23 protein-coding genes are annotated in these 25733 nt (G+C 55.0%); 10 read left to right on the top strand and 13 right to left on the bottom strand.

All coding sequences use genetic code 11. From position 1 onward, the window contains the following. Positions 1-24 precede the first annotated feature (24 nt). Positions 25-663, bottom strand: coding sequence for a DUF4412 domain-containing protein (locus LAO76_15930; protein MBZ5492418.1), 639 nt, complete (start codon positions 661-663; stop codon positions 25-27). Positions 664-863: 200 nt separating this feature from the next. On the opposite strand from LAO76_15930, the gene LAO76_15925 reads away from it, so the two are divergent. Beyond that, on the top strand, positions 864-2105 hold the full coding sequence (locus LAO76_15925; protein MBZ5492417.1) for a hypothetical protein: 1242 nt from the start codon (positions 864-866) through the stop codon (positions 2103-2105). Between the two features lie 96 nt (positions 2106-2201). Here the strand turns inward: LAO76_15925 and LAO76_15920 are convergent, their stop codons facing one another. Further along, complete coding sequence (locus LAO76_15920; GenBank protein MBZ5492416.1) at positions 2202-3257, bottom strand: Fic family protein; 1056 nt, start codon at positions 3255-3257, stop codon at positions 2202-2204. A gap of 476 nt (positions 3258-3733) precedes the next feature. Between LAO76_15920 and rpsP the strand changes: the two genes are divergently transcribed. From rpsP to LAO76_15885, 7 genes are all read left to right on the top strand, one after another. Continuing rightward, entirely contained in the window at positions 3734-3982 is a 249-nt protein-coding gene (gene rpsP / locus LAO76_15915) for a 30S ribosomal protein S16 (protein MBZ5492415.1), read from the top strand. Positions 3983-4086: 104 nt separating this feature from the next. After that, positions 4087-4350: a KH domain-containing protein gene (locus tag LAO76_15910; protein ID MBZ5492414.1), complete on the top strand. Its 264-nt coding sequence runs from the start codon at positions 4087-4089 to the stop codon at positions 4348-4350. 41 nt (positions 4351-4391) lie between these two features. Beyond that, positions 4392-4982 carry a ribosome maturation factor RimM gene (gene rimM / locus LAO76_15905; GenBank protein ID MBZ5492413.1) on the top strand — a complete coding sequence of 197 codons (591 nt, stop codon included), beginning with the start codon at positions 4392-4394 and terminating at the stop codon, positions 4980-4982. Between the two features lie 14 nt (positions 4983-4996). Further along, the gene (gene trmD / locus LAO76_15900) at positions 4997-5818 is read left to right on the top strand and encodes a tRNA (guanosine(37)-N1)-methyltransferase TrmD (GenBank protein MBZ5492412.1); all 822 of its coding nucleotides are present in this window, start codon (positions 4997-4999) and stop codon (positions 5816-5818) included. Positions 5819-5947: 129 nt separating this feature from the next. Beyond that, on the top strand, positions 5948-6331 hold the full coding sequence (rplS, locus tag LAO76_15895; GenBank protein ID MBZ5492411.1) for a 50S ribosomal protein L19: 384 nt from the start codon (positions 5948-5950) through the stop codon (positions 6329-6331). Between the two features lie 109 nt (positions 6332-6440). Beyond that, positions 6441-6800 (top strand): hypothetical protein, encoded by a 360-nt coding sequence (locus LAO76_15890; protein ID MBZ5492410.1) that lies wholly within the window; start codon positions 6441-6443, stop codon positions 6798-6800. Positions 6801-6894: 94 nt separating this feature from the next. Next, the gene (locus LAO76_15885) at positions 6895-7599 is read left to right on the top strand and encodes a ribonuclease HII (GenBank protein ID MBZ5492409.1); all 705 of its coding nucleotides are present in this window, start codon (positions 6895-6897) and stop codon (positions 7597-7599) included. 184 nt (positions 7600-7783) lie between these two features. Here the strand turns inward: LAO76_15885 and LAO76_15880 are convergent, their stop codons facing one another. The 4 genes from LAO76_15880 to LAO76_15865 are packed head-to-tail and all read right to left on the bottom strand — an operon-like array spanning position 7784 to position 11380. After that, a complete protein-coding gene (locus LAO76_15880; protein ID MBZ5492408.1) occupies positions 7784-8140 on the bottom strand; it encodes a hypothetical protein in 357 nt (118 codons plus the stop codon). Between the two features lie 18 nt (positions 8141-8158). Then, on the bottom strand, positions 8159-9361 hold the full coding sequence (locus tag LAO76_15875) for a tetratricopeptide repeat protein (protein MBZ5492407.1): 1203 nt from the start codon (positions 9359-9361) through the stop codon (positions 8159-8161). Beyond that, positions 9279-10790 (bottom strand): serine/threonine protein kinase, encoded by a 1512-nt coding sequence (locus LAO76_15870; GenBank protein MBZ5492406.1) that lies wholly within the window; start codon positions 10788-10790, stop codon positions 9279-9281. Before LAO76_15870 ends, LAO76_15875 begins: the two co-directional genes overlap by 83 nt. Continuing rightward, positions 10784-11380, bottom strand: coding sequence for a sigma-70 family RNA polymerase sigma factor (locus tag LAO76_15865; GenBank protein MBZ5492405.1), 597 nt, complete (start codon positions 11378-11380; stop codon positions 10784-10786). Before LAO76_15865 ends, LAO76_15870 begins: the two co-directional genes overlap by 7 nt. Positions 11381-11634: 254 nt before the next feature. On the opposite strand from LAO76_15865, the gene LAO76_15860 reads away from it, so the two are divergent. After that, positions 11635-12378, top strand: a complete 744-nt coding sequence (locus tag LAO76_15860; protein MBZ5492404.1) for a sigma-70 family RNA polymerase sigma factor — start codon at positions 11635-11637, stop codon at positions 12376-12378. 545 nt (positions 12379-12923) lie between these two features. After that, entirely contained in the window at positions 12924-15542 is a 2619-nt protein-coding gene (locus LAO76_15855) for a hypothetical protein (GenBank protein MBZ5492403.1), read from the top strand. 468 nt (positions 15543-16010) lie between these two features. Here LAO76_15855 and LAO76_15850 read toward each other — a convergent pair whose 3' ends face one another. From LAO76_15850 to LAO76_15820, 7 genes are all read right to left on the bottom strand, one after another. Continuing rightward, a complete protein-coding gene (locus tag LAO76_15850) occupies positions 16011-16937 on the bottom strand; it encodes a right-handed parallel beta-helix repeat-containing protein (protein ID MBZ5492402.1) in 927 nt (308 codons plus the stop codon). Positions 16938-17620: 683 nt separating this feature from the next. Further along, positions 17621-18928 carry a penicillin-binding protein gene (locus LAO76_15845; GenBank protein ID MBZ5492401.1) on the bottom strand — a complete coding sequence of 436 codons (1308 nt, stop codon included), beginning with the start codon at positions 18926-18928 and terminating at the stop codon, positions 17621-17623. Positions 18929-19448: 520 nt separating this feature from the next. Then, on the bottom strand, positions 19449-20756 hold the full coding sequence (gene ftsZ / locus LAO76_15840; protein ID MBZ5492400.1) for a cell division protein FtsZ: 1308 nt from the start codon (positions 20754-20756) through the stop codon (positions 19449-19451). A gap of 284 nt (positions 20757-21040) precedes the next feature. Then, positions 21041-22279, bottom strand: a complete 1239-nt coding sequence (ftsA, locus tag LAO76_15835; protein MBZ5492399.1) for a cell division protein FtsA — start codon at positions 22277-22279, stop codon at positions 21041-21043. 144 nt (positions 22280-22423) lie between these two features. Then, positions 22424-23536: an FtsQ-type POTRA domain-containing protein gene (locus LAO76_15830; GenBank protein ID MBZ5492398.1), complete on the bottom strand. Its 1113-nt coding sequence runs from the start codon at positions 23534-23536 to the stop codon at positions 22424-22426. Between the two features lie 368 nt (positions 23537-23904). Further along, positions 23905-24462, bottom strand: coding sequence for a hypothetical protein (locus LAO76_15825; protein ID MBZ5492397.1), 558 nt, complete (start codon positions 24460-24462; stop codon positions 23905-23907). Next, positions 24459-25727, bottom strand: a complete 1269-nt coding sequence (locus LAO76_15820; GenBank protein ID MBZ5492396.1) for an HD domain-containing protein — start codon at positions 25725-25727, stop codon at positions 24459-24461. The genes LAO76_15825 and LAO76_15820 overlap by 4 nt, the downstream gene beginning before the upstream one ends. Positions 25728-25733: the final 6 nt, after the last annotated feature.

Below are 25733 nucleotides of genomic sequence, written 5' to 3'. Positions count from 1 at the left end.
GCAGAAACTATATTGTTTGCCCACTTAATGTGGGCGCTGGCCACCCATGGCAGCGGCATCGAACTTGCGATATCCGGCCGGGACCTTGAAGAGCGCGGGATCCTGCGCACCTTCTTTGATGTTGGTGAATTCAGTAGTCATGCCGCCGGCGGTCTGGCTCTTGATGGGAAAATGTAACTTCTGGTCGATCCAAAAAGTTTCCTTGTTGCCAGTCTTGTCCGTGGATTCCCACTTGTCGGAGGAGCGGCCATTGACCGTCTCAGTTCCCATTTTTTTACAGGTAACGTCCTGCCGTCCGGCGCAGGGATCGCTGTTCAAATCCCTCAAATTGGGCATGCGTTGCATCATGGGACTCTTGGCGTCAGCGGGAAATTCCATGTACATTTGCGCATCCGGCATCAGCATGTAGGCCATTTTGCTGTCGCCATCCATAATCATGCTCATTTTGCCGCCAAAGGGGCCGCCCTGGCGCTGGGCCGTTTCAGCGATGTCCACACGCATCTTGGGAAGCGACATGAAAAATTTGCCTTTCATACCAGCGTTGCCAGTGGACGAAGTGGTTGACATGTCGGCGGAAAAGGGCTGCGGCATCTGGGCCAGAGCGGAAACGCTCCATAACACCAGGACGCAGGCGGCGAAAGTGACAGAGAGCCTCTGTTTCACGGTTGTGTTTCTCCTGACAACAAAAAGTGTTAAGGCCTTCTTATACACCAAAATCCGCAATTAGCAACCAGCGTGCTGCAGAATGCAAGATCGTATCGAATCGCTATGAAGAAGCATTGATAAGCCGAGCCATTTATGCTGTGGTAGTCGGCTTTATCCCCATGTCAATCAACTTTAATTCGAAGTTCCTGCAGTGTTCCATGGGTTTGCTATTTTTGTGCTGGATGATCTGCGGCCTTGCCGCGTGCGCGCAGGAAAAAGAACCCACCACAGACTCAGTTTTTGCCGATGCACCTTTTGATAAATGGGCGGCACAGGGAAACCACCAGGACATGGCGTGGCAGGTGCAAACGTCCGCCGACCGGCTTTCTTTCCATCAACGGCTGATTGCCACGATCCAAGTCCAGGTGCCGGGGCCGGAGTTGTTGAAGCGCAGCCATGATGACCACATCACTCTGCTGGTGGAAGTGAGGAACGGTCAAGGCGTGTCTGTCAGAAATTTTGGCCTGCTGGAGCTGAATAACCTGAAGCCGGAGATGAAGCGCAGTGACGTTGAATTCTCCTGGCAGGCCTTTGCGGTGCCGGGGCAGTATGAACTTTCCGTGGCGCTATGGGACAAGAAATCTGGCGAGCACAATTTTCTGCATCGTCTTTTTCATGTGGATGCCTACCGCAACGATCCGTTGCCGGAGATGTGGCGCGGACTTCCGGCTTTCGAATTCTGGTCAACCAAGCGCGACGGCCCGGATTACATGTTTCATGCCGACATCGAGGGGCGGCCAAATCTGTCGCTGGCCACGCGGCGACCAATAGACATGGAAGTGCTGTTTGACATGACGCCTTCGGCGGAAATTTTTCGTGGTAGCTATGGTCAATACAATCGCTATCTTGGCGCGGCCCTGCCCACGTTCAAGCTTTTCAATCAGATCAAGCTTAAAAACGGTTCCCGCGACGCTGCGGCGCTAGACCTGGTGCAGCGCCACATTGTTTTTGAACAGAATGACGGCAAAGATCTTGACTGGGCAACTTTGCGCAAGACCCTTTCTCCCGACAGCGGACCGGGAACAGTGAGCGTAAAGGACCTGCAAAACAAGCAACAGAGTCCGGTGTATCTGCGGGACGAGATCGTGCGCAGGCTGAAAGCCGGGTCGGAACAAGCGAGCAAATCTGGGGAAAGACCATTGCATGTCTTCATTTTGCTGGGAAGCCCGATGGATTTTTATACGTTTCCCAAGCTGCCGGAAATTGAAACCGGAGAAGAGAAGGATTGTGTCATTTACTATCTGCAATTTGAATTCACGCAGAGAGAAGGAGTCACTGGCGCGATCGGTAACGTGGAGAAGATGTTGAAGCCACTGAAGATACGGAGCTTTGAGGTGAGATCGGCGGACGATGTAAGAAGGGTGCTGGGCAAAATGTTGGAAGATCTGAGCAGGCTATAGCAGAAGACCAGACAATGTTTGGCAGTGACGCTCTGCATGTCGCAGTCCACGCGATTCTTAATACGTCACGTCCCTGGATCGAAAAAGGGCAATCCTTCACTGTGTAAATGGATCAACATTCGATCTTGATTCATAGTGCCGCAAATAAATGTCATGCAGCGCCGCCGATGCGTCATAAACCCTTCCTCGCGTTTCGCCTTTTGCGACTAATAAGCCAAGATCGACCAGGATTCTTAAGTCCCGGCTCGCAACCTGTTCGGATACTCCTGTCGAGTTCCTGTAGTGCGTGCGCCTGATGCGAAAACCAGATGCGGCATCGAACAACGCCGGAATCGACCTCTCATGGATGCCTTTTGTGACTACAAGTTGCTCAATTTCAGTCCAGACGCGCTGAGACATCCGGCTGCGCTGAAGAAGCCATGACGCCTGCCGAAAATGGGCGACGAGATTGAATCGAATCCAGGGCCGGCAGTCGTTTTCCGGATGAAACGCTCCCTTACCGACTTCTGCAAGAACGTCATAATAGTCCTGCGTGTACCTGCCCAGATATTCTTCGATACTGCAAAAAGGCGGTTCGATGATTTGCTCCCTTCCCAAAATCAAGGTTTGCAGGCAGCGGGCCATTCTGCCATTGCCGTCTGAAAATGGATGGATCATTACCAAATTCAGGTGACCCATCGCTGCACGTATCATTACCGGCACGTCAGACGTTTCATTCAGGGATGTAACGAGTTCCTGCATGAGCCTTGGCACCAACTCAGCGTCCGGCCCTTCATAGATATTTTGCTGCTTTCGTTCGTCACGGACATAAATGACGCCAGGCCGATACCTGCCCGGCTTCTTCCCCAGGTCATGCTGAATCATCATGAAGTGCAAACTGCGGATTAAGCCCTCACTGTAAGAAAAATGCGGATCATCGGCGAGTTGCAGAGCGTACGTCATTGCGTTTCTATATCCCACCGTAGCCTGCCATGTTGTTCTTTCAGCCGAGAGAGGCTCGTCATCGTCCACTGCGGCAAGGGCATCGTCCCTGGTGACATTGATACCTTCAATGCTATTGGAGTGCCTGATATTCCGGGCCAGAGTAGCTCGCCGAAGAGCCCCAAACCAGCGCCCCGGGGAGCTGATTGAATATTTTAGGGATTGGCGCATTGCCTTTATCTTTTCAAGCACTTCCAACTCTGATGCCAGCAACGCTGGAGCTCTAAAAATCATATAACGACCTTGTACATCAACATGATAATAATATATTATTATTATGTTATAACAATATAATGATTAAATTATTGTATTTTCGGTAAATCGCCACTTTCGAAAACTGAATCGGGATGAAGCGATTGTCGAGAAATGGAAAAGCAGTTAGGGGTCGCCCTTAGGCTCTCACTAGGAAACAAATGAAGGCAAAATATCGAGGGCTCTTAAGAAAAAATATGCTCGTCTAAAAGCGATTGAAATTTGGCTTTCATTGTTTGCAACGCAAAGTGGTCTCACAAAAGACAGATTGAAAATTGCAAAGCGCGCAAAGCAGCAGCCATCCGCCTTGCCAATACCCGCAACTTGCGCGATAATAACAACTTGCCCAGCATGTCCGGGCGTCAATCAGGAAAGGATTCAGTGCAACTGTGCTAATGATTCGATTGGCGCGCATTGGTGCGCGCAAGCAGCCGTATTACCGTGTGGTGGTGATTGATAAGGAGTGCGCCCGCAATGGTCGCTCTGTGGAAGTGGTGGGACTTTACAATCCCCGGACCAATCCCACTACAATCGACTTGAAACGTGACCGTATTGATTATTGGGTCTCAAAGGGCGCGCAGCTTTCTGATACCGTGGGGCGTCTGCTCACCAAAGCAAAAGCCGCACCGGCGCCGGCGGCCTGAGGCAAGAAGCAAGAGTCAGTTCTTTTCCGGGACACAGTCAGAGAAGTTTGGGCCCCAAGCTTAGCTAGGTGAAGGACTCCCCCATGACGGAAACGGGCGGCGATATGCGTATGCTCGTGGAGCAGATTGCTCAGGCTCTTGTAGACGCTCCAGAACAAGTTCAAGTGACCCCGGTTGAAGATGGCGACGCCACGATCCTGGAATTGCGCGTGGCGGCAACGGACCTGGGCAAGGTGATCGGCCGGCAGGGACGCACGGCCAAATCAATCCGCACGCTATTGGGCGCGGCCAGCATGAAGTACAAGAAACGCTACATGCTGGAGATTATTGAAGACGAAGACGACGAGGAAACTGGCCCGGCGGAATAGCTTTGCTGATCTTTCTGCCCTGATTGGGCCCGGCAGCGCGGATGACTGAAGAAGCTGAGTTCGTCACGATTGCCCGGGTGGCCAAAACGCAGGGACGCCACGGCGAAGTTGCCGCAACCTTGCTCACCGATTTCCCCGAGCTGTTTGAATCGCGCAGGAAACTTTTTGCGCTTGGCGACAGGGGGAAGCTAAGCGGCGCGGCTGAGCTGAAGCGGCGAAAGCTTGACCTGGACGAGCACTGGTTCCACAAAGGCATGGTGGTGCTCAAGTTTGCCGGCGTGGATTCCATCAGCGATGCGGAAACGCTGGTGGGAAGCGAGATCCAGATCCCACGCAGCGAACGCGCTGCACTGGGCAACGACGAGTTTTACGTAAGCGATCTAGCAGGCTGCACCGTAACGGATTCCGGCCGCGAGATCGGACGGATTAAAGATGTCCAGTTTGGCAGCGGAGAAGCGCCGCTGCTGGTGATCCAGGGCGAGAAGGAATACCTGGTCCCATTTGCTGCTGCTTACATTGAAAAGATTGCGCTGGAGCAGAAGCGCCTGGAGATGAAGCTTCCGGAAGGACTGCTTGAGCTGGATGCGCCGCTGAACCAGGAAGAAAAACAGCGGCAGCATGAGAAGTCTTGATCGGGTCCGCACAAATGAAGTTCGAGATCGTAACTATTTTTCCGGACTTTTTTAGCGGGCCGCTGGATTACGGCATTGTGCGCAGGGCGCGCGAAGCCTCGTTCATTGAAATAAAAATTCACGACCTGCGGGCCTTTACCACGGACCGGCACAAGACGGTGGATGACCGCCCGTTTGGCGGTGGTGAAGGAATGGTGTTGAAGCCGGAACCGCTGTTTGAATGCGTAGAGTCGTTGAAACTGGCGACGCGCGATCAACGACTGGCGGGCGAGGCGAAAGAGACTGTGGTGTTGCTCTCTCCACAAGGCCGGATTTTTACGCAGGCAGTGGCGGAAGAGATGGCCGCGCTGGAGCGGATTATTTTGATCTGCGGGCGCTATGAAGGCGTGGACGAGCGGGTGGCCGAGAGCCTGGCGGACCAGGAAATTTCCATTGGCGACTACGTTCTGAGTGGCGGCGAGTTGGGCGCGGCGGTGATGATTGACACCATCACGCGGCTGGTTCCGGGAGCACTGGGAAACGCGGCGTCGGCACGGCAGGAAAGTTTTAGCGGGGCTTCTTTTAGTAACCCCCAAAAAGCCGGCGTTGATGGGCCGGACAGCACATGCGGATCGGGCGGGTTGCTGGATTATCCGCATTACACGCGGCCGGCGGAGTTTCGCGGGATGGCGGTGCCGGAAGTTTTGATCGGCGGCAACCATGAGCAGATACGCAAGTGGCGTCGCGGCAAGGCGCTGGAAAAGACATTGCGTAATCGTCCGGACCTGCTGGAACGGCAGCCGCTGAGCGAGGAAGACAAAAAGTTTCTAGCTGAAGTCGGCAAGAAGAGCAAATAGCAACTGGCAATCAGCAAATAGCAACTGCATGGATCAACGAAGTTCGCTATTTGCCATTTGCTAGCTACTAATTGCTAAAATTAAAAGAAGAGATAAAGAAGGAATACGATCATGTCACAGCACCCAATAATGGAAAAACTCGCTGCCAAGCTGCAGCGCAAGGACATTCCTGACGTAAAGCCGGGCGACAGCGTCCGCGTTCAGGTCAAGATCAAAGAAGGCGACAAAGAGCGCGTACAGGCGTTTGAAGGCACCGTAATTTCCATGCGCAGCGGCCCGCAAGGCAGCTTTACCGTGCGCAAAGTCAGCTTTGGCCAGGGCGTGGAGCGTATCTTCCCGTTCAACTCCAAGGTGTTGGATAAAGTTGAGGTCGTGCGTTCCAACCAGGTGCGCCGCGCCAAACTATTTTACCTGCGCGCACTCAAAGGCAAGGCTGCACGCCTGCGTGAAGTCGATCATCGTGCCGTGGCCGCAAAGGCTGAAGCCGCTGAAACTGCCGCGCAAGCCGAATAATTTTCTTACACGCTCCAGGCTGCGGGAAGAAATTTTCCGCAGCTTTTTCTTTTTCCACTGTCGGCTGGGGCATAATGGACCACAGACCTTCTCGAGTTCACTGATCCTCATGGCTGATTCTGTTTCCACTCGTAGCGTCCCGTCTAAACTTTTTGAGGGAGCGTACTACTCCGTCACCGATAGCGAGGGTTTCAGCATCGCCAAAGTGCTGAAGCTGGAGCCGGAGATCGTTCACGTAAGGATCTACCAGCAGTATTTCCAACAGCGCCCGCGCTCGATTGATCCTGGCGCACTCGCTGTGGGAACCATCCGCGATAGAGACCGTCTTGGCATAGGACATTTGCCCCTTCGGTTGGCAACTTTTATCAATCATGAGCCCATGTTCCTGACGCATGCGGAAGTGAAACCCGAAGAGCTACAGGGTTACAATTTGTGGAAAGAAACCGCTGACGGAAGTGTCTTCGAATAAAATGTCCGCCGCTCCCCAACCCGCGCGCGTGAAGCGCAAGAAGCGCGTCATCCCGGTGAATCCGGCCACGGGACTGCCGTTTTCCAAGGGCACCATGAAGATGCGGCTGCTCAAGCGGCTCAAATGCACACAGAAATTTGAGAAACTGGCGTGGGAATCAGGCGCGCGCCTTGTTGCCGGCGTGGATGAAGTTGGCCGCGGCTGCCTGTTTGGTCCCGTCGTGGCAGGTGCGGTGATTCTCGAACCCGGCTATCGCATCAAAGGCCTGCGCGATTCCAAACTGATTGACCAGAAGACCCGCGAGACGCTGGCCGAGCGAATTAAGCAACATGCCATCGCTTACGCCGTAGCAGCCGTGGACGTGGCGCGGATCGACCAAATCAATATTTATTGGGCCTCACTGCTTGCCATGCGAGAAGCCGTGGCGCAGCTTTCTCCCGGCCCTGACCATCTTCTGGTGGACGCCGTCCGCGTGAACTGGGAGTGTCCTCAGACCAAGATCATCCATGGCGACGCGCTTTCCATCTCGATTGCCGCCGCTTCCATCATTGCCAAAGTCCATCGCGACGAAATGATTCGCCGCTGGTCGCCGGTGTATCCCGAGTATGATCTGGCGTCAAACAAGGGCTACCGCTCGCCCAAACACCTTGCCGCACTCAATGAGCTTGGTCCCACGCCGCTGCACCGTCTGTCATTTGCTCCGGTATGGATGTGCCAGGGCAGCCAGCAGGAAGCTTTTGAGTTTGAGGACGATGAACTGACGGAGGATGATGAGGCTCTGGCCGTCGATGGCGACTGAAACCCATAATTCCTTCTGAATTGGTGGAGTTGAGGAAGATGGGTGAAGAGAATGGAAGAATAGTCTGGAAATCGGACCCACGAGCGCAGGACACGGCAAACAGAGACGGCCCGGACCGTCTCTTGGATCTTCATCTTCTCCGAAGAAACTACCTTCTACTAGGCAGATCGAAAGAGCACTGCGATCACGGCCGGTTCGGTTGTACGTCGAGGATACCGCCCGTAGTACCTTCAATTTCCCTCCCTCCTGGTTCGGTGAAGAAGCAGCGGAAGTGATAGACGCCTCCTACAGTCAGCTTGCGCTCCTGAGAATCGAGCATTTCTATCGTGTTGTCATTGAAAGGAGAGAGGAACACTACACGGACTCTACCTTCACGACCTTTGAAGCAGATGGTTGTATCTTTTTCAATGATTGTTCCTTCTTCAACGGTACCGGGCGTCGCAGTAACCACTCCTGTTTCAGGATCGTAATCAAGCACGATCTCTATCACGTCGGACGACCCAGTGCCGGATCCGTTTGCAATCAGGGTTGGGGATACCATTTGGCCATTCCTCCTTAGTTATTTTGGTGCCATCAATTGTTTAAAGCGAGAATCCTGCCGAAAATCCGCCAGGTCTGGATGATGTTCTAACGCAATTCTCGCTTCCGGGGTGGCACGTGAGGCGACTTTGAAGGCCATCTCCCTGTTTCCCAGGGCTTCATAGGTTAATATCGCGTTCCGAATGAGTTGGTTGTCATTTGTGGGAACTTGCAACGCCTGACCTATTTCCTGTTCTGCATCGCTCTTTTGACCAAGTCTGGCCTGGGCATACGCCTTAAATGCCCGGATAGATCCACTGGAAGGGTTAATCTGAAGATTCGCTGATGTCAAACTAAGAGCTCTCTTATAAGCTGCGATTGATTCCTTAGCATGGCCTAGTCTACGTTGAGAATCGCCGAGGTTAATCCAATACAAATGGCTTGCCGGCTGCAGCGCCACAGCCTGCTGATAAAGGGGCAGGGCTTCAGCGTCGCGCCCCAGATAGACCAGTGTGGCCCCCAGGTTGTTTAGGTTAAATGGAGTCTCTTTCAGTTGTACCGCCGCCCTGAAAGCGGTCTCGGCTTCCGCATATTTGCCCAGCTCCGTCAATATGGAGCCCAGGTTGCTATAACCATCCAGATCGTTTACCGAGTGTTCTACTTCTTTCCTGTATTGCTGCGCGGCTTCGGCAAACTTGCCCTGGTAATAGTAAAAGCCTCCAAGATATTGATAGGGTTTGTAGTAGCCGGGATCGAGCTGGATTGCCTTATGGTAAGCTTCCAGCGCCTTGTCAAAGGTGCCCTGCATTTCGTAAGCGAACCCGGCCCGCAGCCATGCTTCCGCATTACTCGGATCGACCTCCAGCGCGCGGCGGCTATCTTCCAATGCTTGCGCGTTCCTGCCCAAAGCAATATTCAGGCCCGCGGACGCAGTCCGTACCCGGGGCGAATCCGGGTCCAGCATCTCACCGGCCAGCAAATAAGTTCGAGCAGCCTCCTGCGCTTGGCTGCTTTTCTCCACACTGTATTTTGCGATATAGGCATCCGCCAGCCCGGCAAAGGGCAAGGGTGAATGGCGGTCTGCGGCGGCAGCTTGCTGGAATTGCGCGATCGCCTGGTCATAGCTAAAGCGGCCCTGGCGAAGATAGTTGCGGCCGCTTTCATAGGCTGCTTTGGCGACCGGCGAGACCGCCTCTAGTCCTGCTGCTCGGGGCAGGTGCAGAGACCAACCCTGCAAGGCCACCGGGCAAGTCTTCCACGTCGGATTGAGCGAAGTGTCCGGAATAATGGCGAACCTCAGCATGGGTATTTGCGTCAACCACGGCTGCTTCTACGGCAACGCCATTGCTATCGCGGTGCAGTTCAAGCTGCAGAGCATGCGTTGCGTGCAGGATACTTCCCGCTTGCCCGGGAGTTGTAACACCCCGCATGGCAGCAGCTTCAGATGAGATCAAACGAAACTTTGGTTTACTCCCTGGCTCCCGGGCAAGCCTCTCAGTGACGTCATGCAAAACGCCCTGGCCAAAATTTTGCAGATCTGCTGTGCTCTGGACGGGAAGAATTGCCAAGCTGACGTCCGCAGGCCGGAAGTATTCATAGATTGGCTGCCACAGGAAAGCGCCGGTAGCAAGGAGTACCAGCGCCGCGATGGCAACCCAAGGCCGGCGGTAGAAAGGCTTACGGTCAAGAACAGCAAGGACTTTTTCGGCGGAAGGTCTTTTTTCTGGAAGGGTTGCAAGGCAGGGGCGAATAGCATCAGCCCAAATTCGCGGCAACTTCTTAATAGGCTTGCCGGGGACAGCATACAATTGCGCGTCGTCATGACTGTTGGCGGCTTGGGTGAATGGCTTTGATCCGGTCACCATCTCATGGAGAATTACTCCGAGCGCATAAATATCCGAGGCGGGCGATGCGGTGCCGTCCTGCTTCAATTCAGGCGCCATGTAGCTGGGAGTACCGCCGATGAGATCAGTGTTTCCATCCTGGTCAGCTGCCAGCCCGAAATCCGTGATCACTGCGCGCAGTTCTTTATTTGTTCCGGGAGAGAGGATTATGTTGGCAGGCTTTAAATCGCGGTGCAGAACGCCGCAACGATGGGCTTCAGCCAATCCGGCGCAAAGCTGGCGGGCAAACTTTAATGCCTCTTCATGTTCCAGCTTGCCACGGGATAGGCGGCTGAGCAGGGTTTCCCCATCGAGAAACTCCATCGTGAGGAAATCCAACTCGCCCAGATCCGTGTCCGCCGTATGTATCTCATTTACCAGACAGACGTTTGGATGGCGTACCTTTAGCGCACCACGCAATTCCGGCGAGAGACGCTCATACCCTAATTTGGCGCACTTAATGGCGATGCGCTGCTGCCGCTTGCGATCATAAGCTTCATATACGACGCCCATGCCGCCATCGCCGACTTCGCGTATGATTTCAAACCCGTCTGCAATCACCTGGTGCGGCTTGAAAGGACGATCCAGGGCCTCCAGATCGATGAGTCCAACTAAAGGATCACGCATGAAGTCCCCCATGCGTTCTTCCCACTCCACTATCTCGGATACTTCCGAATAAAGGTCTTGATCTTGATGACACGCGGCACGCAGATAGGTTTCGCGCTGACCGGGAGGGGTTCGGAGCGTCTCCCGCACCAGGCCCATCAGCCGCTCTTCTCTGTCTAGCATTTCCCCTCGCTCAATTTCTGATGAAGCCATTTTTTGCCGCGGTGCCATTCGTGTTCAACGCTTGCCTCCGTCAAGGCGAGCTTTTCCGCGGTTTCTTTCGTGCTTAGCCCTAAATAGGACCGGAATACCACCACGCTGCACCGGATGGGAAATTCTTTCTCTAGCTCATCTAATAACTCGTCGATCACTACGGCTTTTTCAAGCCAGTTGCGTCCTGCCAGAAGGCCTTCGGGTAACCCTTCCAAAGGCAGGGGCTTGATATGTTTCTTTCTGGCGTAATCGATAAGAAAACGCCGCATCTTCACAGTGACTATAGCGAAGAAATGGCCCCGATCCCGCCAATCAATCTTTCTGGCATTCAAAAGCCTTATAAAACATTCATTTACCAGATCACTTTTTTGCACAGAATGGTCAGGACGCTCGCTCCGCAGGCAGCGAGCCGCAAGCTTGCGGAGATCCGGCATGAGCAACCGGAAGAGTTGTTCTTCCGCATCCGGGTCCCCGTCCCTCCATCTATGGAGAAGCACGGTGAGGTCCTTATCGTTCGTGGACACAGTCTTTCTTGCCTCTTGGTGGTTCAGATCGGCCAATTATAGGTCTAAGTAGCAGAAGTGCAAGACTTTCCGTAGCTTCCCATTCAAAGCCGAAACTAGAACAGATTGTCGCCGGCCATGGCAAATGGAGCAATTGCAAGAAAGATTCCAGACAAGTTGGCGGAATTTCATTGTTCGCATCGCTACTTCAAATGAAACCGAGCCAATTTTTTACCGGGTACAAGCTACGCGGATTGAGCGCATCAGTCATCCGCTAAACGCAAGAAACCCGGTGCGAGGAGCGAGAAACCATGGCTTCCCCAGGTGTATTGCCTTCATTTGAATTCAATGCGACATATGTTCATTCACTACGGCAGAGAGATCCTGCTACGGAAGAACATTTTGTCTCACACTTCAGCCCCATGTTGCTGCGGAAGTTGCGCAAGCATCTGCGCTCCACCGAGTTGGCGCGCGAGCTGCGGCAAGAAACATTTTTGCGAGTCCTGACATTTCTTCGCTCGAACCAGAGCATTCGCGACCCTGAGCGTTTTGAATATTTTGTGCTCGGGGTGTGCAATAACGTGCTGCATGAGACATATCGGCGACAGAAGAAGGTGGCGCCTTTGGATCCGGAACTCGACGTGGTCAGCAACGCGCCCGGCCCAGATGCACGTGCGATGGCCGCTGAAAGAGCGGACCGCGTACAAAGAATGCTTTCGGGCCTGTCTCCTCGGGCCCGCGCCATCCTGAAGGCCACCTTTCTGGAAGAGAAAGACCGAGACGAGATCTGCGTGAAGTTTGGAGTCAATCGCAATCACCTGCGCCTGCTAATTTGCCGCGCGAAGAAGACACTCAGCCGTTGCGCGCGAGAGCAAATGAGCAAGAAAAGCGCCGTGCATTTGCGCCGCTCATCGAGATCTAAACGGAGAACCCTAGTTCAAGTCATCTCTTCGCGCCCATCGTCGCCGAAAAGCGCAATATCTCGCCCAGCAACGGTCTTTCTGCCGCCCCTGCACGCAACTAATGTCCCCACCACTGCCGGAACTTGGCTGTAAAGAACTTATGGCGTGACGCCTATCAGTTTGGCAATGGTGCATATGGCCAAATTGGAACTCCTTTCATCTTTTTCCGCATTCCAAATTGCCGGCGAAAGAATGTGATTAGGGAAATTAATTATGGTCAAGCTGTATCAGATGAACACCTGACTCGCACTACATAGATGACAGTTACAAATCACAAACTGAATGTGAGTACTCGAATCCTCCATTCAATTAAAAAATTGTTAAAGAACCCGGACAGCGCGGCGAGATGTTTGCGCCGGCTCCTGGGTCCGGCGCTTTTGTAATAAGCAGACCGCGGACCAGATCGCAAATCCGCAACCTCCTTTCACTGGGCCAGAACTTCCGGAGGGGCCTGTTTTCCGGACAGGAACCATTACAGGCCAGAAACGCGAGTAATTCCGTTCGCGCCAGGCGTTACAGCTAACTTACAAGCAAGCAAACAATAGAAAATTGTTTTGCCAATGAGCTCTTCCGAGCAGTACTCGGCTCAATGGCATGCATACTTGCGCAAATTTTAAGCATTGAAGGATGAGCTAAACATGATGACGGCACAACTCCCCCAGGGTGCAGGCTCCAGTTACGCCTGCTCCAGGCTTCCACGGTTCAGCACAACAAGCAGCACGTTTACAAGGGTGCTAGGCATCCTGCTTCTCAACCTGCTCGCCATGGCGAGCCCAGCATGGGCACAGCTGCCAATACCGGCATCGACGCAATTTGACATTTCAGGCTTTATTCAATCGGCTTCACTGGGCGGCCCCATTCCAGCCGCCGGCACCGCACACCAGGGCGGATCGATTACCGTGAACGGCCATGTGATTATTGTTCCGGCGGAAACGATTGTGATCCTGCCCGCAAGCGCGCTGACGTGGCAGGAACTTTTTGCCAACGCTCCAGCCCCGTATGGCTTGCTGGCCGCCGGCGGACCGAGCACAGGCATGGCCCTTTCAGACGTTCCAGCGCCTCTTACTACGTATGAAGCGCAAGTCGTTGGCAATCGTGTGCTGGGCGGGCCCGCGGGTGCGGACGTGTACATAGCCGGACTGATTTACATTTCCCAGCACGCCCTGAACACCGGCTCTGGATACATCAACTGCATCAACTACACCAATGGTGAGATGCGTGTGGGCGGCGTGATTGGCAATTGCGCCAGCGGCGCGCGCGTGCAAATTAATGATCCTGTAATCACTGCCGCTGGAGACGTTGCTGTAGGAACGGGACGTTACAGCCGCGGACAATCACCTGATCCGCACTTCCAGGCCGACCAGGACAATCCCACCATTGCTTCTGCAACGGGCTTCCCCATGTGCATGCCGCGCGTTCTGGCTGATCCATCGGTCCCCGGCAATCCGGACGATGCGCGATGCCCGTTGACGCAGAGGCCTCTCGCCGTCGCGCCCGCGGTTGGGTTTGCCACTAATTTCACAACGCTTCCTCCGGGTGGCGGCTCACCTGATCCAACCATTCAGGCACCGCTGGAAGTTGGCGACTGGATCACGTTCGCGGGAACAGTGGTTGCAGATCCAGGGCTCACCGCCGGCCAAACTGCCGGCCCATGGCCGGGCGACGCCAACACTTACATCTCCGCGCACACAATCAGCAACAACGTTGCTATCTACACTTTCCCGGGCACCAATCCAGCGTATGTTGCCACTGAAGTCACGATCATCGGCACTGGAGGACTTACGGTGCTGGGCGCTGGTGAAGCGGTGGTCCGCACGCGCTTTGAAGGAATGACGACTGACGTTGATCCCACCGGCTTGGCGCAGAGAATTATCCATCTTTATGGCATCGATTTCGATGGCATCACCGGAGCAGCCACGGACCGCGACTTTGGCACCATCAGCGTGGATCCTGGCCCGCCGATTGGTGCGGTGAAAGGGCGCTGGCGTTTTCGTCCGCCTTGTTTGCCTTTTGGCTCGGCTGCAACCGTGAAGAACTGCGTGATGAACGCCGCCGGCAACTTCCTGCCGCCGCCGCGAGAGATGCGCGCCGTGATCCAGGGAGCATTTACGGCGCCCATTACCGCTGCTTCGCCGCGGTCGGCCAACGGGATTGTTTACGGCCAGTACCACGCGCCGATTCTCGAATACATCTTCCCAGAGAACGTGCCCGGCGCGCCGATCCCAGAAAATAATTTCAACACGATTCCGTTCCTCGCACAGGGCGGATATACCTCGGCTGCGGGAACGCAAGTGGGGCAACTCAATCCGTGGCCCAGCAATGTTACGCCGGCTCCGGCTTGCACAGCAGCAATCGCCAATGCTGGTGGGCCTTATACGGTCGCATCGGGCGGAGCGGTGACCCTGGCCGGATCGTCACCGGGGACGGCCCCCGTAACTTTCTCCTGGGCTGCTCCGGGAGTGGGAACGTTGTCTAATTTATCGATCGCGAACCCGGTTTACACGGCGCCAGTGGTTGCTGCGACTACGGTCGTGCCTCTGACTTTCACCGCGACGAATTGCGGTGGCGCTTCAGTGGCGGCCACTTCTGTAACCATCAACGCACCTGGAAACCCGACCGTAAATTCTGTGGCTCCGCTCACGGTGGTTTCCGGCACGGGCGCAAGCTTTGTCGCCAGCGGATCTGATCCTAACGTTCCCGCGCTCACGCCGCTCACTTTCACGGTTGTTCAGACTTCAGGCCCGGCTTTGATCGGCATTGCCGTGACGCCTTCAAGTCCAACGACGGCGACCGTGAGCTTCACCGCGCCAGCCGTGGCAGTTTCTTCAACGGCGACGCTAAGCCTTACGGCAACCAACACGGCCCCGCTGACTTCAGCTCCTACGATTGTTTCCATCACTATCAATCCGGCTGTGATCGCGGATACTGTGCTGGTTACAGCGGCAGAGTACCGGACGAGCAAGCAACGGCTGATCCTCACGGCAACGTCGAATGCCGTTGGGCCAGTGACGTTAAAACTCCAACCGTACCTGACCAGCACAGGTCTGGTTTACAATCCGGCTGCTTCAGCCGGGGGATTGGGAGATACATTCACCCTGGCGGCGGGCGTTTTCACGCTTGACATTACAGGAGCGCCCGCGCCGGCCTGCGGCAATCCGGCGGCCTACGCTACTCCCTGTCCGGCAAAACCGCTGGATATTAAATCGAGCGGGGGCGGCGACAGCCTGCCTTTTGCCTTGACCAAGATCCGTCAATAGGGGTCTTTGTTCATCCAAAAGGGCTGGCGGGCTAAACACTCGGCAGCCCTATGAGTTAGAGCGCAGCCAGGAAACGACAACCCTTTGTCCGGGGTTGCCGTTTTGTTTTTGTAGCCATTTTGGCGATCACGGTAAGGGTGTCGAGGCGGCGAATGATGAGGGCTGAAGATAAATATCGAAAAACATGTCCCGGGAAGGCCGAAAACGGTGCATATATAAGTAGAGGGAGATTTTTCTCAGTCGAGCTTGACGAGCGGCGGCTGTAATTGACAAAGATGGTTCGAGTGATCGGACACCGAAAATAAATATTGAGAAAAACGTCTTCGAGGGGCCCAAAAACGACACTAGGCCGATAGCAGCGTTGGAGACGCCCAGGGGAGAAGCCTTCGCGACTTCTCCCGGGTCCTTTTGGGATTTACAAACCGCAGCCGGTTCCGAGCGTGATAGCTGGCCTTGATTACCACCTAGCTAAAAAGGTGGACATTGAGGCAACGTCTGAGGTGAACTGGTGGAAAAAATGTTTTGGCTCCAGCATGCCCCCGCAACGCCATCCCATTGCAGATCAACACCATTGTGCGATGCCCGATTGCCACTCACGGTATTGCCCGTACCGCCAGCGATGCTGATCCCGTTCAACCGATTGTCCTCAACAACATTATCGAGGATCGTGCACGCCTGGAAACGATTGTCTCCAGTCACAAGCAGACCGTTTCCACCATTAGCTCTGAGGAAATTATCTTCAATGTTCCCGCAGTTTCCAGGGTCCGTGACCTCAGCTTCAATGCCATTCGTCTCATTTCGGAAGATCATATTTCCACGAATCGTATGCGAACCCTCGCTTTCGAAATGGATCCCTACATGATTTTCAGTGATGACGTTCTGTGAGACCACTGGGTTCGCCCTTAGCAGTATAAGTCCGAAATCAGAGTGGTTTCGTATGATGTTGCGATAGACGAAGTGGCCTGGACCGGAGATAGTGATTCCTGCTTTGCCTCGGTCTCGTCCATCAATGGTGTTGTCGAGGATCCTGACACGGTTGGCGTCCAGATTAATCCCATTCATGTTCCGGACCAAATCAAGGTCGTAAATCATTACGTCCCCGGTGCCGTGATCAAGGTTGATTCCTATGCCAAAGTTTACGATGCGCCCGGGGCCTTTCACGATAATTGAGTCGCCACCCAGATTAACTCCCGTACCAGAACCTTGTCCGGTAATCTTGTGTCCATTGAGGTCCAGAGTCACCGGCGTGGCCGCCACAATGTGTATGCCGTCGGCCGGACACGGCCCTAAATCACGGGTGAGCTTGATGCTTGTCTTGATCACATCACCGCAAGCAAACGATGATGGTTGTGGCAACGCAATAGCTACAGATGAAATGGCTAGAATCACAGTCAAAAGCCATGCGTTCCGACAAACGTTTATTTTGAGAATCCTAATGTTCGACATTGTCTTACTTCCTTTCACTCCGCTCCGCTTCCAAGCGGAGCTTTTCAACAAAGATTTCCAGTAAGAATTGAATGATGAATCCCCGTATATGTCTGTGTTCCCCATCACCTATCAGGGGATGGCCGCTGCGCGCTGGCCTGCGGCGCGAGGATGAAGGCCTTCGTTTCCTTTTCCCAAACGTTGAAACGGCGGCGGCATGGTCGCTGGATAAATCCTCGGGGGCCTTCCACTCAGCCTTGCTCCCATTCGGTCGCGCGGCTTCGGTCAGGATGACAGGGGTTGAGAGTTTGGAGGAAATAAAAGAGGCGTCCTCTCGGAGCGTCTTCTCGGAACGCCGTCGCTTTAAAGATCGAGACGTAGCAGTGCTACGTCTCTACGCTAACTGTATGGCCATAGCGCCGCATGACGTGGGCGCAGTGACGAACAAATCTTTATAAGAAAACACAAGATCCCCCGGCCTATTTGCCCGCTGGTAAAAACGCGGCTCATTTAACGGCCGTCGGGATGACGAGCAAAAAAGAAAGACGTCCGTTGCAGGACGCCATTCAATCTTATTCGGAATCGAGACGTAGCATGCTACGTCTCTACGTTGAGATTTATTTTGGAACCGCTACGCCGTTAAAGTCCCGAGTTTACTGCTGCACGCCTACTGCCGGTTTTTCTGCCGGAGTGCCGCTGGCGGTGGTGGCGCGGGCGGCGAAGAAGTTATGGTCGTACAGCGCGCGGTAGAATTTGCCGCTGATTTCGGCGGCCTTGGGGCCAAAGGTCGGACGGCCACCCTGGAGAAAGACCACGGTGACGATGTGTCCGTACTGCGTGTCAGCGTATGAAGCGAACCATCCGAAGCGCGTACCATCTTTGGAGCAGGTGCCGGTCTTGCCCAGGATTTGCTCTTCACTAAAGTTCAGGCCAACGCGGCGGGCGGTCCCGTATCGAACGGCGCCGGTCATGCCTTCTGCAATTTCAGGAACGAGCGGGCCAATATCAAGCTGGCGCTTTATGCGCGGCTCAAAGTTGATGACCTGATCGACAGACGTGGGATGCTGGAGGTAATAGAGCGTGCCTCCGTTGGCGACGGCGGAAACGAGCGCGCCGAGTTGCAGCGGAGTCATGGAAATGCTTTCACCAAAAGAACACATCTTGCCGACGCCGCCCAGGTTTGCAGGGAGCTCATGATCGGGGAACGTGCCGAGATGCTCACCTTGAATGCCATAACCGGCAAGCTCACCGAGTCCGAACTGGTGGGCGTAAAAGCTGACCTTGGGGAAGCCGAGACGGCGCCCGACAGCCTCAAAGTAAGCGTTGTTGGAGTGCGCCAGGGCCTGCGTAAGACTCATGTGCGAGCGGCCGCCCAGAGAGATGGATTCCTGCCGGGTAATAACTTTTTCACTGAGGCCGGCCAGCGCCACAGCAACCTTGATGGTGGAGCAGGGCTGCGCGCCTTCACTGAGCGCAAGCTTCTGGTTGACCATGGCAAGAATGCGTCCGCTGGTGGGATCAATGGCGACGACGGTACCGTTCATGTTGCCCAGCGCATCAATAGCGGCCTGGCGCACGACGGGATCTTCACCTTCAACGATGTCGCCGTCGGTGATGTCGTCGGCAAATGAACTAGCAGTGAATGTTTCAACCCAGCGGTGGCGAGCATGGCGGCGATGGAGACTTGCGGTCTTGAGGGTCGCGCTATTGGCGGCTTTTGCGCGAATAGCTTTTGCAGTGGTAGTGCGCGGGGTGGCGGAGCGTGCAGCTACATGTCTTCTTGCGGCGCGCTGGTGGCGGAGCCGCGCCATGCGTTTTTGCGCACGGGCGCTTTCAGTTACGTGTCCGCTGGCCTTGGCTTTGGTGGTGGTGCTGCTTGAGCTGGATGCGAGCGCGAACGAACCGCTGGACAAACCAAAAATAGAAACGAAAAAGATGAGGAGCCGAAGACGAAATGTCATTGGAATCACTGCCACCTGGATACCCTGGAAAATTTCTTTGTCGCCGCTTGGTTTTCCGCGAATGTATCGTCAGCCACGAATAAGGGCCAGAAACTGAAGACCGACGCGGAAAATTTTGCTCTTATCGCGATAGTAAGTGAAACTTTGCATCGCGCGCAACTGTCAATTCTCCTAGTACTGAAGTAGTACCTTTCTCTTAGTTAAAAAGATGCAGCTGCTCTGCCCTTTGTTGCTGGCTGCATGCCGGTTGGATTTATCCGCAGCGGCCAGAAATCTAAAGTCTTTGCCAGTATTAACCCTAAGATCCTGCTGTTGGTTCTGCCTTAGATGCGCATTAATGTTGTTAATTTTTGTGGCAGCCGTTTGCGGCTGGCGGCTTTTTGGCGGCTGCCCACTTTTGGCTGGCGACCGCGCTATGGTTGAAAGATCGGGGACGCTGCGGTTTGCGTCCCGGTAAATGGTTGCTGTTGCATGCAGTTGCGATCTTGCAGGCGATGATCGCTCTGCCGGTCGGAAACTGTTAGTTGATCTCTCCGCGCTTGCGGATAAAGGCCGGCACGTCCAGGTCGTCCTGCTCGACGGCCGTCCGGATAGAGTCAGTCATGGTGGCCAGGTTTGGGCTTTCGCGCGGCGGAACCATCACGCGGGTGGGAACAGCTGCCTGAGCACCGGCCGCGTGGGCCGCAACCGGGGAACCATGAGGAACATGAGGTATATGGGTGGCATTTACCACTCGCGGAGCCGCTGTAGACTGCTGCACCTGATAGGCGGAAGCTGTGCGGGCCGTAGAGATGGCTGCTTGCGCCGCGTTCACAGTGCGGTCCTTGCGCGCCGGAACGTCGTTCTTGAAGCCGGTCGCGATCACGGTGATCTTTAGATCGTCTTTCATTTTCTCGTCCTGCACGGCGCCAAAGATAATGTTGGCATCTTCATGCGCGGCGGACTGAATAATGGTAGAAGCCTCATTGACCTCCGCCAGCTTGAGCGAAGACGAACCGGTGATGTTGATCAGGATTCCCCGCGCTCCGTCGATTGCTCCGGCTTCCAGCAGCGGAGACGAAATCGCCGCCTGCGCCGCGTCGGTCGCGCGACGTTCACCCTTAGCCACGGCCGTTCCCATCACGGCATAACCCATGCCGGCCATGATCGTTTTCACGTCGGCAAAGTCGCGATTGATGATGCCGGGAATCGTAATGATGTCAGAAATTCCCTGCACCGCCTGGCGAAGAATGTCGTCAGCAATGCGGAACGACTCAAAGAAGCCGGCGTTCTGCGCCACCGCCAGCAACTTTTCGTTGGGAATCACGATCGTTGTATCGATGCTGTCAATCAGTTCGGCCAGTCCGCGTTCCGCCTGCGCCATGCGACGGCGTCCTTCAAACGCAAACGGCTTGGTGACCACCGCCACGGTCAGCGCGCCCATCTCACTTGCCAGCGACGCAATGATCGGTGCGGCGCCTGTGCCCGTGCCACCGCCCAAACCGGTCGTGACAAACACCATGTCCGCGCCTTCCAGGGCTTCAATAATTTTGTCGGCATCTTCCAACGCGCCGCGACGTCCCATTTCAGGGTTGGCGCCCGCGCCCAGACCGTTGGTCAGCTTGGTGCCCAGCTGGATCTTTACCGGCGCACGCGACATCTGCAGCGCCTGCAAATCGGTATTGGCCACAATAAATTCCACGCCTTCAACTCCGGCGCAGATCATCCGGTTCACCGCGTTGCCGCCTCCGCCGCCCACGCCAATCACCTTGATCTTCGCGTTGGTCCTGGGGTCTTCATTGAATTGGATTCTCACTTCTCCGTCCGCTCGTTTCTGCTGATCGCTCATACATCACACTCCTGATCCGTTTGGTCCCGCTCGCTTGCGTCACCTTTGCTGGAACTCCAAGCTGCGCTCCAGCGTTGCGTTTAAGTTTTGCGTCCCACGTTCTTTCTCGGGTGACGCCTGATTCCCCCCGTCCAACCCAAACTTTTTCTGTAATCCCGAACGCGCGTTTTTTGCGGGTGAGGGATCGCTATTCCCTTTCAGTCACTCGCAGCGCACTACAATCACTTTCCACCCGATGTTCCCTGGCCGCTACAGAGCTCCCTCGCTCCGCTCGGGATTTCCTCCTACGCTCCCAGCTTTGCCAACAGTGCGCGCAGCTTGTGGCCAAATCCCTGTTCCGGATTCATCTTCGCCATCGTCGTCCGATGCGCATACATCGCCAAGCCGACCACAGTGGCAAATTCCGGCTCGCTCAATGGTTCAGGCATATCGGCAATCGGCGGCTCCGGCACCGCCAGGCGGATTGGACGGTCCAGCGTCTTCTGGCAGACTTCCGCTAATCCCGTCATACGCGATCCGCCGCCCGTGAGCACCACGCCCGCCGGACACAGTTCCATCACGCCGGCTTGCTTTAAGTGATCACGCATCAATTCGCACAGCTCCTGCGCGCGCGGCTCGAGTATCTCCGCCAGAAACCGTTGCGGCATCAGCCTTGACGGCCTATCTCCCACGGCCGGCACTTCAATTTCATTTCCTTCGGCCACCTGCGCGCTGATCGTATGACCAAACTGCTTCTTGATTTTTTCCGCCGCAACCAGCGGAGTTCTCAATCCAACGGCCACATCATTAGTAAAGTGGTCTCCACCGACTGGCACCACGCCTGTATGGGCCACCATGCCGTCGGAATAAACAATCATGTCAGTCGATCCCGCGCCGATATCGGCCAGGCACACGCCCAGTTCTTTTTCGTCGGCGCGTAGCGTGCTGTCGGCGGACATCAACGCTTCATACACCATGTTGTCCACGTGCAGGCCGGCCTTGTTCGCCGCCGTCACCACGTTCTGTGTGGCGCTGGCAGAGGCCGTCACCATGTGCAGGTTCACTTCCAGCCTTCGGCCCATCATGCCCGCCGGATCGCGCACGCCTGACTGGTCATCCAGGATGAATTCCTGCGGCAGCAGATGCAGCACTTCGCGATCATCGGGCAGCGTCACCGACCGGGCTTTCTCCACTGCGGTACGAATGTCTTCACGCGTCACGTCTCTGGGGCGCGAGCCCAGCGTTACGCCGCCACGGCTCGTCACTCCTTTAATATGTGAGCCTGCGACGGAGATCACGGCATTCCCCACCTGGCATCCGCCAACCTTTTCCGCTTCCTCCACCGCTTTATGGATACTCTGCACCGCTTTATCCAGCTCAACGATGATGCCCTTGCGCGATCCCCGGCTCTCCGCCATGCCGTGCCCGCGATATTTGAGCCCCGCGTCCGTGGCTTCGCAGATCAGCGCGACTGTCTTCGCGCTGCCCACGTCCAGCACCGTAATCAAGTTCAAAGGATGTTTGCCGTTGCCGTTACTGCTCATGAGTGCGTCCTTTATAAAAAAGCTCTTAGCTATTGGCTTTTGGCCTTTAGCTTTGTCTCTTGACTGCAAGCCCTTTGGCTTAGCCCTTCACTTGCTCGCGAAACTCACAAATCACAAAGATCGGGCACCGTGTCACTTACCAAATCACCTTTGCGCTCTTTGCGTCCTTGGCGGTGAACTCTTTTTCGCTTTCGCCGGTTTGGGCTTGGCTGCTTTTGCGCTTACCGGTTTAAACACCGGCTTTACTGAAGGCACATTCGCCCCGGCTTTCTCCGTGTCTCCGTGACTCCGTGGTGGGTTTGATTCCGCAGTCTTGTCCGGATTCACCACCACCTGTCCTTCATACCGCAGGTCCACGGACTGTACGTTCTGGAACTGCTGCCGCCACTCCGCTATGTGCGTCACATAAAGCTTGTAGCGCGGCAGAAAGTCTTCCTTGCCCAAGTGGACAACCATTGTCCCGCCCGGATCATTCGCCGTGACTTTCACGTTCTCCGGATCGGAAAGATCAACCTCGCTCAGCTGCTTGACGTAATTCGGGCTGCCGCTCGAAGTTGCGCTATCGCCATCGTTCCCACCAAGTTCGCTCACCAGCCGGTTGTAAATCTTCATCGCCGCCGCGCGCGACGAAAGCGGCTCGGTGTCCGTAATCCCGCGAATTACCGGGAAGGAATATTTGGTCTGGCGATTGGCGGGCAGGCCCATCACCACGCCATTGGCGTCGATCAGGCTGATGCGCGAGCCAATCTGGGCAAACGCCACCGGCGTACGCTCGTGGATGGTCACCGCGATACGGTTCGGCAGCAGCCGCATCACGGTCGCTTCCTGCACCCAGGGAATCTGCTCCAGTTGTTTCTTGCGCTCGTCCAAGGGGACAAAGAAAACGTTGCGGCCAATATCGGCGCCCGCTACTTCCATCACATGCGCGCGCGAGGCATTCTTCACGCCAGAAATTTCTACCGCATCGCTCGATTGAATACGGAAGCGCCAAGAGGTCATGCCATAGCTGTATGCCCAGGCAGAAATTCCGCCACACACGACAACCACCGCGGCAATCACGCCGGCAATCTTCAACTGGCTGGCGGCTTTTTTCGGGATCGCGTTGCGGCGCACCGGCACGCGCCGGTTTGTTCTTAGAAATTGCGCCTCTTCGCCATCCAGATCCAGGTCCAGGTCTTCACGGTTGATCAGCAGTTCGGAGTCATCATCGTCGTGGAGTGCAGCCGCCCTCGGCTGCGAGCGACGGTTCTGTGGCACGGGCACTCTTGCCCGTGACTCATCATCTTGATCTGACTGAAGGCTGATTGCTGAACGCTGAGTGCTCGTTTCCTCGCCACGTAGCTGTGACGACGAAGCACGAGGTTTCCCTCGTGAAGAGACGGGTTCGTATTGTGTCAACTCGATAGAGTCGCGCGCCATTAAGTCGCGGTCGACGGAGTTGTGCGCCAGCACGAACCAATATATCCGGTTTCTTTCCTTTTTGTTACCAGAATTTTAGGGTAACGCCGTTTTTTTTCGGGTTTAGGACGGAGTGAGCTTCAAAAGCAACAGGTTTGCGCGATCTACCAAAAGGTGACCAGCCCCCTCCACGATCTCAAGGGCGGACATAGCGAGCAAAGAGTCGATTAGTGCGTGGCCTGAAGTAGCTTTTCCTTGAGCAGGAAGGCGGCAAAGCGCGCAATTTCTGCTTCTTCAAAGTGTGGTTTTATTTCATGAACCTTCCTGGACAGAACGTCCATGGTTAGATTTTTGTGGCTTTCCCTCGCTTCACGATCCACATAAATTATCGTGCCAATAAGCTCAAGTTGGGCGCTGGAATACTGCCCAAACTTCTGCATTACCCAACGAATGTCTTTTTCGTGCTTATCGACAAAGCTTTCGGCTCTACGCTTCAGCCATTTGGATTTCTCCCCCGGGCTGATCTCATATCCATATCCTCCGGAATAAAGAACAGTCCTGGATTCAACTGCATGCAATGACTCCGCCACCGACAGGTCTGCCAGCACGGTCGAATCAAAAGGACCATACGAGTAAAGAGTGAAGCGGTATCCGAGCGGAACCTGGCGCAGGATCTGCAGAAAATACATGTATTTCATCAGTGCAGTCCGGCCGATCTGGCGATGGGACGAGTTTTCCACCAACGCGGGAATAAGAGCAAGGCGCTTTTCTTGCTGCTCTGTCATTTCTTCAATACCTCATCTACGATTTGTTTTGCCTTGGGCACATCCTCAGGCTTTACGTACAAGAACACCTGGTTGTTGGGCTTCATGCTTGCGACCACGCTGGAATGCTGTGACAAAGGGCTCACCCTGTTCTTGCCGATATCACTCAGAACCGGGACATCCAGCGGGCCCGTCTTATACCAACTCTTTTCGGCAGGCTCCTCTGCCATCACCAGACCTCCCAATTTCGATTTCACCTTGTGCAGTTGTTCCACATCATCAGCGGACGGCGCTTCCGGAGTGTGAAATACCTGCCTGAAGTGGTTACGGGACCTGATCCTTTCACCGTGCTCCCCGCCACCTCCCCCGTTCAATAGACCCAATACCTTCCAATCTTCCCATTGCAGAAACGCTGCCAGGCCCTCCCCGGCAGGACGGGGAAAATGGCCGCCGGGAAGAAGCTGTTTCATCGCTTTACGCAAATGTACATCATATGCGACACGGGTCTTGTGGAAATATACCTGCGTAAACATGAAGTATCGGGCCAACACTAATCCCTCGGCTGCGTGAATGCCGCCTTCAGAGATTCCCAAGCGAGGATCCTTGTCCTGAAAAGGAATAGCGCGGATAGTATTGATCAACCGGTGAAGATCGAATTTTCCGTATTGGACACCGGCGTGGTAGGAATCCCGCAATAGATAGTCCATTCGGTCTGCGTCCATCTGGCTGGTGATGAGATCGCGCCAGAATACTGTCTTCCGGGCACTGGAGCCGCCCTTAATCAGGGCCGTTATCTCTGCAGCGCGCAGATTGTAGTTGCTGTTCAGCGGGTGGTCCTCAATCGCGGCGCGAAGCTCCGCTTCGATGATGGCAACGGAATAGTCTTCGTGAACATACCTTTCCCCAAGGGAGCGTTCAGGGAAGAGTTCTTCGGCTGCATGTGAGAACGGTGCGTGACCGACATCATGCAGTAATGCTGCGAACCGAACCAACTGCCTGTCCCGCTCGAACCCTGCTTCGTTATATGCCAGTTCCGACTTTAAGAGCTCTTCGGAGTTCCTCACTATAGAGTCATACAGCATGGTGGCGGTATGCATGACTCCTAGCGAGTGCTCAAATCGTGTGTGCATTGCACCAGGGTACACATAGTCAGTCCAAGCCAACTGCCGAACTCTCCTGAGACGCTGAAAGGCCGGTTGGGAGATCACCGTCCACTCCCAATCATTGAGCCGGATAAATCCGTGGACTGGACACCGGATTTCATAAAGACGATGAGGACTCGGCATGACGCA

The organism is Terriglobia bacterium, assembly GCA_020072645.1.
In the GTDB taxonomy this organism is placed as follows: Bacteria; Acidobacteriota; Terriglobia; order Terriglobales; family Acidobacteriaceae; genus Angelobacter.
The sequence above is the reverse complement of the archived record's forward strand: the minus strand, read 5'-3'. Positions and strand labels throughout refer to the sequence as shown.